We start from the raw sequence: 13,009 nt of genomic DNA, 5'->3' as shown, positions 1-13,009 counted from the left end.
TCTGGAAAATATCAAAATACCTTTTATTATTTGATTATAATAGCATAAACAATTCGATTAAAATTCACTGCTATGATATTCTAACCGAATTGTTGTCTATTCCAGTGATTTGTAATTAAAGAAATAAATTAGTGTTTTGAAGCTCCTTCCTGATTCCATTTAAGTAATTGTTTGTTGTAATCAATTCCTAAACCATAAGCACCACCGTATCTTTTAGAAATTTTTAATACAGGTTCATACATGTCACTTCGAGCCCAGTCTCTATGAATTTCTAATAAATACTGTAAAGAAGTAATAGGAATAACACCTGCATTTATCATACGTGTTAAGGCAAAATTATGCGCCTCCTGAGAAGTACCTCCACAAGCATCAACAACAACATAAACTTCATAGCCGTCTTCCATAGCAGATAGCGATGCCGAAAGCGTACAAACTTCTGTCCATAGTCCGGCGATAACTAACTTTTTCTTTCCGGTTTTTTTTACAGCTTCTACTACGCGTTTGTCTTCCCAAGAATTCATGGTTGTTCTGTCGATATATTTAGAATCATCTGGAAAGTATTCTCTAATTTCTGGGAAAACCGGACCACTAAATGATTTTTCTGCTACTGTAGTTACTATAGTAGGCACCTGATATAAGGTCGCAGAAGCAGCTAGAAGTCCTGTATTGTTTCTTAATTCTTCGATAGGTTGAGATTCTACTGCAAATGCCATTTGACTTTCATGGTCAATCATCAGTAATGTGTGATTTGTAGGATTTAATAGTTGTTTAGAGGCGTTAGCCGGATCATTGTTAGGATTAGGGTTATACTGCTTCCACTGAGCACTAACTAAGGCTGTAAAGAAAGCGAAGAATAGAAAAGAGATTACTGATTTTTTCATTGTGAATGTCATTTTGAGAGTTATTTGTTATTACTAAATTACCTCACTTTCAAAGAAATAAACATCCTTTATTATAGGAATCATAGTACTTATTAAAGTGTATTCTTAAAAAAATAAAAAAGCACCTGCTTCCATAAGAAACAGGTACTCATCATCAAAAAAAGCAGGTAACCAAACCTAAATGTGGTGCTTGAACAGTAAACTAACCAACATTACTTTTCTTTATTTTGAACCACAACAAACCTAAAACTGAAGAAATAGCTGAGGCACATAATATTCCTATTTTGGCGATATCTAATAATCGTTCATCTTCTAAGGCCAATTCGGCTATAAATAGTGACATGGTAAAACCTATTCCGGCCATCATTCCTATACCATAAATGTCTTTCCAATTTGTATTTACAGGAAGTTTACTGATACCGGTTTTTATAAGTGATTTTGAAAATATAGATATTCCTAAAAACTTTCCTAGAACAAGACCTAAGATGATACCAATACTTATGGGATGGAACAGCATTTGAAAAAACTCATTAGATATTTTGACACCAGAGTTGGCTAAAGCAAATAGTGGTAGCACTATAAAATTTACAATTGGTTTCAGTAGATGTTCTATACGCTGTAATGGTGTTCCGGCTCTTTTAGATTCTATCACGATTTTTTGCAGAATCTTTTCTTGTTTTGGTGTCAGTAAAGAATCATCATTAGTACAAGAATCTTCAAAATCTTCAATCCAGGTTTTTAAATGTATTTTATACTCTAACTCTGTTACTTTTCTTTTTGCCGGAATAGTTAATGCTCCCAATACTCCTGCAAGTGTTGCATGTATTCCAGAAAGTAATAATGCAATCCAAAGCCCCAAAATACCAATAATAGCATAAAACCACATATTACGAATACCTATTAGATTTGCTAATCCCATGATGCCAAAATATATTAGACCGGCTAATAAACTTTGAAAATCGATTTGCGGAGTTAAAAAAAATGCAATTACTAAAATAGCTCCAATATCATCTACAGTTGCTAAAGCAGTTAAAAAAACTTTTCCATTACCGGATAGTGCTTTGCCTGCTAATGCTACAATTCCAAGTGTAAAAGCAATATCTGTTGCCATAGGAATACCCCATGCACGAGATGCTTCAGAGTCATGATTAAAGATGTAAAAAATAAATGCGGGTACAACCATTCCACCAATTGCTGCGAATAGAGGAAGTATAGCCTTTCGAAATTCTGAAAGCTCACCAGCCATTACTTCTCTTTTAATTTCTAGACCCACTGTAAAAAAGAAAATAGACATCAGACCGTCATTAATCCATATATGAAGTGGTTTAGTAAGAGCAAAACCCCGAAAACCTATCGAGAATTCCATTTCAAAGAAATGGAAATAACTTTCTCCGAACGGAGCATTTGCCCATAACATTGCTAAAATAACCATGCAAAGTAATAGTACTCCTTTTGTTACAGAACCTGCAAACTTTTTGCTAACACGCTCAATTAGGATGTCAATGGAACTATTTTTCACAATTCAAGTAAATATTGTATGTCTGCAATTAAGTTCTCTGTATGAGTAATGTCAGTACCATCATAAATTCCTTGTATTCTTTTATTTTCATCTATTAGAATAAAGCTGCCATCATGTACATAACTACCTTCTTGTATATTACTTTTTTTAGCAGTCACGTAGTAATCTTCAGCAATACCAAAAATTTTATCACGTTCCCCAGTTACAAGATGCCATTTGTTTTTTATAGCTCCGATTTGATCTGCATATTGTCTTAATCTTGAAATAGAATCGGAACGAACATCTATAGAGTGAGATAGGATCATAACGTTAGAATTGTTTTTGAAAACATTTTGAATTTTAATTTTGTTTTGTGCCATTATTGGGCATATAGTAGGGCAGGAGGTGAAAAAGAAGTCAGCCACATATATTTTATTATCAAAATCATTTTGAGTTATTATTTGACCATATTGATTTGTAAATTCAAAATTAGGAATCTCATTTTTAGTAAATTCCTGACGTATTTGTAATCCTTTTTTTGAATTAGATGATAAAGAGGTGTCTTTCATATCAATAAAAGACTCGTAGAGAATTACTGATAGAACTACCAGTGCAACGACATTAACAATAATGACAATTTTTAATATTCTAGCATTCATACTAATGTAAATGTTATATTTTCAATTTGTAATGTTGTATCTGGGATATTTCTTCCTCTTACTTGAACTGGTTCAAAAAATACTTTGATGTTCTTTTTGGATTGTATTTGATTTCTAATAACAGAAGTGATTTCTACATGCATGTAGACATCTTTTTCTAACTTTCCTTGTTCTGCAGAAACAATAGGCAGTATGGTAAAAGTTCCTATGTATTTACAATTTTCGGGATTTGGTTTAGCTTCTTCGAAAAGGAAGAAAACTCTAGAGCAGTAAGGCATATATGGTAATTGAGCTCTTTGAAATTTTAAGAGTACGTGCGAAGCATTTGCTAGATCAACTTTTTCTATACGCTGCACTTTTCGTTCTTCTTCTATGGATGCGTTATAAATATTGGATGCTTTTACAAGATCATAAGAAGGTATTATTTTGTCTTCTAAAGAGTTGTAGATTCCGTCTTCGCTATTAAAGTCCAAATCAGCAAAACGATACCCTAACTTTTCAGTGTCAAGTAGATCTTTAATTTTGATTTCGATGGGTTTTCCTTTTTCATCTGTAAAATAGAATACCTTTTCTAACCATTCAGAATCACTAGGATTTTGATGAAATTCGTTAGCGTTTAGCCATGCTTGCCAAAAACGATCACAATTTCCGTGATGTCCATAAAAAATAGGGTCATATCCAGCGGCTACAAATCCAGCCATTTCTCCACCGATCCAATTGTGGATGTTATTATGAAAGCTTTGTTCTGCAATACCATCAATTTGTGGACCTTGACCTTTATTTGGGAAAGGATATCCACCATAAGTACTGAATTTTTTTGCCCTAAAAGCTGGTCCAAGATTCATAAAATCAAAAGGGATGATATCATTAGATTTAACCAAACGAGTATCATTGTATAAAGGATTGTTCAGTCCACCTTGATACTGCTCGGGTATTTTAGGATGTTTTGTCCAATCCCAATAATGTAATGCCAATTTAGGTTCACGAACTGCGTGTTGAAGTTTTTTCTCTAATGTCCAAAGATAAGCACGATGCCAAGGCCATACGAACCAACTATAATGTACTTGATAGCTAAACTCAATAGTTGCACAGAATTTGGTGTGCAACGCTCCGTTTTCGCTCCATCCTGCAGGATCCAGTGGCCACTTCTCACTTCGTTTTCTCATAATATCCACAGCATCTTTAAGTAGTTGTAGTTCAGGATCATTGGGAGCCAAAGAAGCAATGTTTTTTCTAGTTATTACGGAAGAAGAACCTGATTGTATAGCCTGAGCAACAGATCCTAAAACTAAATCTTTTTTGGATTCTGGTTTGCAGGAGGTTGCAAACCCAGTACTTAAGGCAGTCAAGCCAAACGACCCTAAAGACATTTTCTTTAAAAAGGATCGTCTCTTATATGTTATATCTGAATGATGTTTCATAATCTTAAAATTTTTGTACTAACAGTACATCAATTGTTAGAAAGCTAACCTCTATAGCTATTGTTAGATAAATTATCTGGTTTTTCATTTGTAATATTCTTTGTTAAACCACTTTTTACTTACAATTCTATCCAGTGAGTGTCTGCCTGGTCCCAGTATTAGAATGATCAAAAATGCTATGGAGTACATAAGAGGAACGTCTTTTATAGCCCAAGGATCGTTGATATGCACAACCAATAAACCTATCAATGGAATGGATAAAGCACCTAAAGCAAAAAATCTTGTAAATAAACCCATAGCAATAAAAATTGCACAAACCACATTAGCAAAAATGGCTATGATTGTAGCAACATACCCACCCATATGGAAAGGATCTGGAATGTGTATTATTTCTTCCTCAAAATGGATGATTTTTTTGGCACCATGTATTGATAGTATAGATAAGCTTATAGCTATCCGATACCCTAACAATACCCAATCCAAGGTAGCTTGAGAAATAGAGGTGTTTAATATGGCTTTTATTAATTTCATTTTTTAAAACTCACGCTGATTAAGCTATATTACTTTTGATAACCTCCATAATATTTTACTGGTGACCAATCTGGAATAACTTCGGGTATTGGAGGGTTCATTTCGGCAAATTCTTCTGTTGCATATACAACTTTACCGTTAACTACTGTCATTACAGACTCTAGTCTGTTGATGTTTATTTCCGGAATAGTAAAATAATCATCAGAAAGAATGGTGAAATCGGCGTACATGCCATTTTCTAGGGTTCCTTTTACATTTTCTTCTTTAGATACCCAAGCACTTCCTTGGGTGTATAAATGCAAAGCTTCTTCACGGGAAAGCTTGTTAGCAGGTTCAGCTAACTGAAATTCACCTACTGTTTTACCACTGATCAACCAATATAATGCTGGCCAGGGATTATAACTAGCTACGCGAGTGCCATCAGTACCTGCACCAACCGGAATTCCCATTTCTAACATTTTTTTTATTGGCGGTGCTTGTTTTGCTTTTTCAGCTCCGTAACGCTCAACAAAATATTCTCCTGCATACGCCATACGAGCTTGTATGGCTATACCACCATTTAATGCTTTAATTCTTTTTAATTCAGTTTGTTTTACTGTTTCTGCATGATCAAACAACCATCGTTCTTGAGCTAGTTTACCTTTAGTTTCTTGATTTACTTCTTCAATAACATCCAATATATTAGCAATACTTTCTCCATAGGTTGCATGTATTCTAAATGGCCATCCTTTGTCTACATGTAGCTGAATTATTTTTTTGATATCCTCACGCCAAGTTGGTCTGTCTTTTAGCATTGGTTGTGGAGCTAAGAAGTTTTCAAAATCTCCGGCACTCCAGGCTAAAAATTCTCCACCGCCTTCAAGTTCATAACCGTGATCAAGATTAATTTCTCCATTATGACCAATTTTATTGGTTGTCATCCATTCCTGAAATTCTTCATACTCTTTTCCTTTATTCTGAGGAAATAAATAATAGGATAATCGAATAGGCATTTCCCCAGTTTTGGCTAATACATCGGTTCCTTTATAATCTTTTGGGAATTTATGACCACCACCACCTGCGTCAATACCGCTTGTGATGCCTAGACGATTAAGTTCTCTATAAAATTGTTTGGTACTGTTTACCATTTCGGCTTCGGTCAACGAAGGTAATGAGCCAATTCTTGCATATAAAATAGTTGGATTAGGCTCTGCTAATAATACTCCTGTAAGTTTTCCACCTGAGCTTTTCTCAAAAGAACTACCTTCTGGTGCTTTGGTTTTTTCATTGATTCCTAAAACATCTAATCCAGCTTTGTTTAACCAAGCTCTACTGTATAGAAATAATACATACGTCGGTACATTACCAGTTGCTTCATTGATTTCTTCAGGTGTAGGAAAACGTTTTTCTTCAAACTGAAATGGACTCCATCCACCAATGACGCGGACCCATTGGCCTTTAGGAGTACGTTCAGCTTGTTCTTTTAATAATTGTAATGCTTTTTTTAACGATTTTACACCATCCCAACGGAGTTCAGTATTATAGAAACGTCCACCACGAGTAAGATGTAAATGAGAATCATTCAATCCAGGGATTACGGTACGACCATTAGCGTCAATAACCTTTGTTTGTGCTCCTTTTAATCTTTCAATGTCCGTAATGTCTCCTGTTTTAAGTATTTTTCCATCTTTGACGGCTAAGGCTTTTTGAAAAGAACGACCTTCATCCATTACGGCGATTTTTGCATTTGTGATTATAAGATCAGCTGGGATGCTAAGGTTCTTATTTTCATTACTTGATTGTTTGTCATTTTCTTTACAGGAGTTAAGAAAAGTAAACAGTAGCAGCAGATAAAAGAATGAATGTAAATTTCTCATAATGTACAGGCTCTAATTAGAATTAGCCCAAAATTCACAATTTCATTAAAGATTCTTACAGTATTTTTTACATCAATAGTTCCACTTTTTACAGTTTTAATCAGAATACTCTGGTAAATTTTAAAATGTTATAAATGTTTTTGATTGATAATTTTACTACAAAAAATAAAGGATTATTATTTCTTGATAGAGAATTAATTTAAAGTTAGGAGTTACATATTCTCAAATTCAGACAAGCTACTTTAAAAAGTACCATTAATACGCTTAAAATGTAACCATTTCTTTTTCGATACTCTTTTAATTTAGCAAGTGTCTAACATACTTTTTAATAATATAAAATTGATTTGTAATGATTAAAAAATGGAAGATTGATGAGGATCATTCGCAAATCAATTTTAGTGTTGACTTTATGGGAGTGAATACGATCATTGGTTCTTTACAGAAATTTCAAGGGACTTTGGAACTGGTAGAAGAAGACGATTTTACAAAAAGTAAATTTCATTTTCAAGGATTAGCTTGTAGTGCATTTACAGATGATTCAGAACAAGATAGTCGTGTATGTTTTTCTGATTTTTTTGATATTAAAAACCATTCTTTAATACAGTTTTTAGGAAACAAAATTGAAAAAATAGATGATTCGCATTATTTCATAGTTGGTGAGTTAAATATTAAGGGTTTTAAGAAAAAAATAATACTGACAGCACATTTTAATGGTAAACAAAAGAGTATTGACAACTCAGAAAGCTTGAATTTTGAAATAACAGGATTGGTTCAAAGAAGTGATTTTGATAGGAATTGGAATAGGTTTGACAGAGATGGAATTAGAATTATAGACGAACATGTTCAGATCCATATTCAACTTCAGCTAAAAGCAAAAACCGGCTAGTATGATACGAATTTTTGAAAATAAAAACCAACATTGTTACGAGTGTTGGGATAGCAATGGTAAAATGTTTTTTTACTATGAAAAATTGAATGACAGTAGTATATGTATCAAACGAACAGAGTTCTCGATTGATTTTGATACTTCGGATAGTTTTAGGAAAATTATAGGAACGATTATAGAATTGCTTTTAGCAATGAACTTTAGCATCACAACAGAGTGTCCTTGGGTAAAAGCCTATCTAAAAGTTTAGCTTTATACTCAAATAATTTCGTGAATATAAATCATAAAGGGAAGATTTCATGGAGATTCGGATATTGATCCATTGAAAATGGTTGGGCATTAAAATCCTTAAGCAGCTCGATTAATTCTTAACAAAGTAAAAAGAACAGATCTTTTAAGATTATTGGATATGGAGAAACTCATGACATATCAAAGAATTTCCAAATGTAAAATGGTTTTATATGCTTATAAACCAGAATGGAAGAGTGATATTAAATTACATCTTTCATTCTTTTAATGATAAAATTTATCTATCAGTTTATATTGTATACTAAAAAAATCAAGTTTAAAATTGAAAATTCTAAAATATAAGTTTATATTTTTTGGCCTATAAATATTATGATTTCAAAATTAAATAAAAAGCAAAAATATAGTCTTATTTTATTATTGATTGTTTTATCAATTCAATCACAAACCAAAGTACATATATATCATGAGAAACCATCTATTAATGTAAAATATACTTCTAATCCTGTGATTATTGATGGAGTACTATCTGAATGGGATGAAGTAGAAGAATTTTTTTTCGTTAAAGCGATAAAGAATAAAGAAGACTATAACATACGGGCAAAGGTTTTATGGGATTCTACATATTTATACGTGTGTTTTAAAGTTAGAGACGAATATCTAAATGAGTTTTCTAGTAGTAAAAAAGATATATTATGGAGAGACGACGGAGTAGAGTTTTATATTAGTACTGTACCTAAAAAAGCACCATTAAATTACCTGTCAGAAAATGAATATCAATTTAGTACTAATATAAGGAATCAGAAGTATCCGATTAAAGGTAAAAAAATAAAATCGAATACAACTGTAATAAACGAAAACCGGGATTTTGATTGGATAAACGATTTTAAAGCAGTTTCAAATTATGAGGGAACGATTAATAATAATAATGATATAGATTGTGGATATACAACAGAAATAGCTGTAAAATGGAATACTATAGGCGTTAATAACCCCACAATAGGAAAAGAATTCTTATCAGATTTATGTGTAAATAACAGAAATGATTTTAACAATTACCGTCATATAGATTGGGCTAATCTAAAAATATTTGCTCAACCTAAACGATGGAATAAAATAATATTGGCAGACAATGAAGGGCAAATTACTACTATGTTAAGAGTTAATTATGTTATCTATATCTTGTTATTTATAACTGGTATTCTTAGTCTCATATTTTTTATTAAAAGACAAAAAACAATTAAGAATATGTATGCTGCTGTGGACATTATAGAAAACAAAACAGTAATAAATACGTATTCTAAAGAAATTGCCAAACAGGCAATTAATATCATGCAGAAAGAATACCATACAGATATAAAGATAGATCAGCTTGCTGAAACGTTGCATAAATCTCCTAGACAAATTCAGCGAATCTTAAAGCAGGAAACCGACAATACGTTTACAGAAAATATCTTAAGAATCCGTATGGAAGCGAGTAAAGACTTATTGCTAAATTCAGGTTTGACTATTTCGGAAATAGCTATAAGAGTAGGTGTTCAAGATAGAACACATTTTAGTCGATCTTTTAAGAAGTATTTTGGTAAGACCCCTTCTCTGTATCGAAAAGATGGAATGTAGCCATTTATCAAAAACCTTATAAAATAGAGATTTTGTCGCATTTCGCTAATTAATTGTCGTGATATGTATCCTATTATAATCTCCTCAATAACTAATTTTGAAAACACTTTTATAGTTATACAATAGTAAAACGTTTTTAATACATAGAACTAAAGTGATTTGTGGGAATCTCATTTTTATTCTTTGATTAATTAAAAAAATGACTGATGTTTTACATAAAGTAACTAATCTTCTTTTACCCCAAATGAACAGGTAAACATAGTATCTGTTATAAGTAGTGCGATTTAAATAAATTTTGTCTAGTAGTTTAAGAATATGTATAAAAATGACTAATTCATAGTATTTGTTTTAGGGTCATTTCGATAATTATTTCAGGTGTTAGAAAATCTTCGTATGAATGTTTTAAATAATATTCAACAAAATTTTATAAATGAATTAAACATTATTAAAACTTATATATACTATTACTATGAAGACCCCAAAACTCTTATCTAATTCACTTTCCTATTTTGAAGAGATTAAATATCAAAATACCAAATCTAAAAATGCGTTGAAGCTCAATTCCTGTAGAAATCTGAAATACAGTTGCTTTGGCAATTAGTAGGAATGAAAAAATGTAAAAATAGATACAAAACAGAACCAAAAATTACTAATTCACTTTTAAACCCTATTGTTATGAAAAAAATAGAAAAACTACTATTTGTTTTACTTCTACACTTGTCATTTATAAATGTAGTAGCACAAACAGAAACTAGAGTACTATCACCTAGAAACGATATTCCAAAATCAAATGAGTATGAAGTCTCTATTGCTAATTCAATAAATGGTAGCTATAAAAAAGCACACGTACATTTTACTAAAGAAAATTGGAAAGGGAGCAATGACGCTTTTGGTTATAATCGTTATTTAGCTGGTTATCGTATGTCATATGTTAATTTTGAATTTAAAGGTGGTGCCGCTTGGGCAATGATCAAAATGCCAAATAAAAATGTACCTAACTTGGAAGTAAGGCCGAAAGCAAAACAAGCAGAAGTTTTTTATGAAATAGATGAAAACGGATTTCGTATTGCAAAAATAAAAATACACGCACCTACCAATGATTACTTCAAAGCACCATATTTATCAGTAGTCCCTTTGGTAAATGACGAACAAAAATTGGACAATGCGTTAGGGCTTTTTGCAAACCCTTTCACAGATATCCCATCGAATAACGTGGTAAATGTGGAACCAGGTGAAGTAATACCGCGTCCTGCAAACATAACTGCGGGCCAAACAGTGGTATTTAAACCCGGAACGCATAATATTGGTGAAGACTATCCGCTTAAAAGTGGTGTTAATTACTATTTCTCTAACGGATCTTATGTAAAAGGTAATTTTTTGAAAGATGGCGTATATAATGATGTCCGGATGTATGGTTATGGAATTGTCAGTACTGCTCACTTAAAAAGATATGATAACAATGGTGAAAGATTTAAACATCCTATCATACGATTTAAAGCAAATAACGTTACTGTAGAAGGCATTACTTTTGAAGACCCTTCTCATCACACCTGCATTCTGGGACCAGGTGAAAATGGAAGAAACGTTATAAAGAAGATTAAAATAATCGGATGGCGAGCTAATAGTGATGGACCACATGTTACAGGAAAAGCACTTGTTCAGGATTGTTTTATCCGTGTACAAGACGATGCTAGTTATATTGCTTCTTATATGGATGGGGTTACTCAAGAACGACTTACTACCTGGAATGATTTTAATGGTACTTCTTTTTTGTTTTCATACTATGGAGGTGGCAAAAATGCAGTTACACGAAATTGTGATGTTATATACGCACGTACTAGATTTAATAAAGATGATCCAGGTGGTGCTAATAATAATGGCTGGAAAGACTATCACTCAGGAGTAATATCTCTTTCTGGGTTATATGAAAATCAGGTTATTGAAAATATTACTTTAGAAGATATAAGGATAGATGATGAGAAAGCAGACAGAGAGATTTTTCATCTTGTTATAGGTCAAAATCCATTTAGACCCGCAGATACACCAAATAACAATACTCGATTTAGAAATATTACTTTCAGAAATATTACGGCTGCTGGTACGGGTGGTTATCCTAATAGGATTGAGGGATGGAATGATATAGTAGTTCCAGAAGGTGTAATTTTCGATTGTATAAACATAGCGGGAGAAGAACTGAAAAATTTCGACGGCTGGAGGATGAAAAACATAAAACTAAATGAGATAACATTTAAAAGTTGTAGTAATGAAATGGAAGATGATTTATCCTCCATTACTGCCTCTGCCAATTTACAAAGTGGTCAATCGTATGAGGTCAAACTGGATTATATAGCTTCAGAGGATCGTAATATTGGTATTAGATTACAAGATGATAAAGTTACTCCAGTAGTAAATTATGGGCTAACAACAATAGCTATTACGGAAGGATCTTCTACAGCTACGGCTACTGTAACTGTGGATAGTAGTATTCCTCAAAATGTAGGTGAGTTACGTTGGTTTGCCTTTATGGTTCCTAAAGGCGGTACCTGGGATGACCGTTTGGATACAATCGAACAAACGGGAGTAACGGTAGCTACAGATAACCCTGATGGAGATACTGATAACATCACATCGAATTATTGGCGTTTGGAAAATAAAGCCACTGGTCAGTGGGTGCAACCTAAGGATTGTGCAAGCGCTTCAGGAACTCGTTTAATTATAGTTCCGACTGCAAATACTGGTGATTGTACTATGTTCCAATTTCAGGAAACTGTCAATGATCATTATTTTATTATCAATAAAGCAACCAATGGTAGATTAAAGTTTCAAAGTGATTCTAATCTGGCAGATGATAGTATACCAGTGATATTAGTAGGAAGTGAATTTACAGGTCCTCATCCTCAATGGCAACTAATTGATGCTGGTGATGGATATCACAGAATACAAAATAGAGTTACTGGTAACTGGATACGATCACAAGCTTGTGCTGCAGATGAGAATACGCTAATCACACAAGTTTCTAAAGCATTTACAGGTGATTGCACCAAATGGAAACTAGTTAATGCAGGAACGATAGATGCTTCCTTAAGGGCGACCGATGTAGTTACAGGAAATACTAATATAACCGTATATCCCAACCCCACCAGAGATCAGTTATTCGTAAGTGGTGATACTAAAGATATGGTGTCAATAAATATCTACGACCTACAAGGAAGAAGCATCATTACAATAGACACAAAAAAGCTGTCTGGGCAATCTACTGTAAACATTAATACCACAGGATTGCAACAAGGTCTATATGTATTATGGATTGATTATCTGAAAAAAGATTCAAAAAGTATTCAATTTGTGATAAGTAACTAAAACTAAACATTGTTTTAAACACTCTCAATTGATATATGATTTGAGAGTGTT

10 protein-coding genes are annotated in these 13,009 nt (G+C 32.8%); 4 read left to right on the top strand and 6 right to left on the bottom strand.

What is annotated here, in order from left to right; genetic code table 11:
- Positions 1-128: 128 nt before the first annotated feature.
- The 6 genes from Q0829_RS18120 to Q0829_RS18095 form a co-directional block, all read right to left on the bottom strand.
- A complete protein-coding gene (locus Q0829_RS18120; protein ID WP_298545808.1) occupies positions 129-881 on the bottom strand; it encodes a hydrolase in 753 nt (250 codons plus the stop codon).
- Positions 882-1,083: 202 nt separating this feature from the next.
- Positions 1,084-2,400: a Na+/H+ antiporter NhaA gene (nhaA, locus tag Q0829_RS18115; protein ID WP_298545807.1), complete on the bottom strand. Its 1,317-nt coding sequence runs from the start codon at positions 2,398-2,400 to the stop codon at positions 1,084-1,086.
- Positions 2,397-3,038, bottom strand: coding sequence for an SCO family protein (locus Q0829_RS18110; protein WP_298545806.1), 642 nt, complete (start codon positions 3,036-3,038; stop codon positions 2,397-2,399). The genes nhaA and Q0829_RS18110 overlap by 4 nt, the downstream gene beginning before the upstream one ends.
- Positions 3,035-4,459: a tyrosinase family protein gene (locus Q0829_RS18105; RefSeq protein ID WP_298545805.1), complete on the bottom strand. Its 1,425-nt coding sequence runs from the start codon at positions 4,457-4,459 to the stop codon at positions 3,035-3,037. The genes Q0829_RS18110 and Q0829_RS18105 overlap by 4 nt, the downstream gene beginning before the upstream one ends.
- Positions 4,460-4,543: 84 nt before the next feature.
- Entirely contained in the window at positions 4,544-4,990 is a 447-nt protein-coding gene (locus tag Q0829_RS18100) for a DoxX family protein (protein WP_298545804.1), read from the bottom strand.
- 29 nt (positions 4,991-5,019) lie between these two features.
- Complete coding sequence (locus Q0829_RS18095; RefSeq protein ID WP_298545803.1) at positions 5,020-6,846, bottom strand: amidohydrolase; 1,827 nt, start codon at positions 6,844-6,846, stop codon at positions 5,020-5,022.
- A gap of 349 nt (positions 6,847-7,195) precedes the next feature.
- Between Q0829_RS18095 and Q0829_RS18090 the strand changes: the two genes are divergently transcribed.
- The 4 genes from Q0829_RS18090 (at position 7,196) to Q0829_RS18075 (ending at position 12,958) form a co-directional block, all read left to right on the top strand.
- On the top strand, positions 7,196-7,732 hold the full coding sequence (locus Q0829_RS18090; RefSeq protein WP_298545802.1) for a YceI family protein: 537 nt from the start codon (positions 7,196-7,198) through the stop codon (positions 7,730-7,732).
- 1 nt (position 7,733) lies between these two features.
- Positions 7,734-7,982, top strand: a complete 249-nt coding sequence (locus Q0829_RS18085; RefSeq protein WP_298545801.1) for a hypothetical protein — start codon at positions 7,734-7,736, stop codon at positions 7,980-7,982.
- 368 nt (positions 7,983-8,350) lie between these two features.
- Entirely contained in the window at positions 8,351-9,598 is a 1,248-nt protein-coding gene (locus Q0829_RS18080) for a helix-turn-helix domain-containing protein (RefSeq protein ID WP_298545800.1), read from the top strand.
- A 675-nt stretch (positions 9,599-10,273) separates the two neighbouring features.
- On the top strand, positions 10,274-12,958 hold the full coding sequence (locus tag Q0829_RS18075; protein WP_298545798.1) for a T9SS type A sorting domain-containing protein: 2,685 nt from the start codon (positions 10,274-10,276) through the stop codon (positions 12,956-12,958).
- Positions 12,959-13,009 lie beyond the last annotated feature (51 nt).

Origin of the sequence: uncultured Aquimarina sp., from assembly GCF_947492405.1 — a bacterium.
Lineage (GTDB): Bacteria > Bacteroidota > Bacteroidia > Flavobacteriales > Flavobacteriaceae > Aquimarina.
The sequence above is the reverse complement of the archived record's forward strand: the minus strand, read 5'-3'. Positions and strand labels throughout refer to the sequence as shown.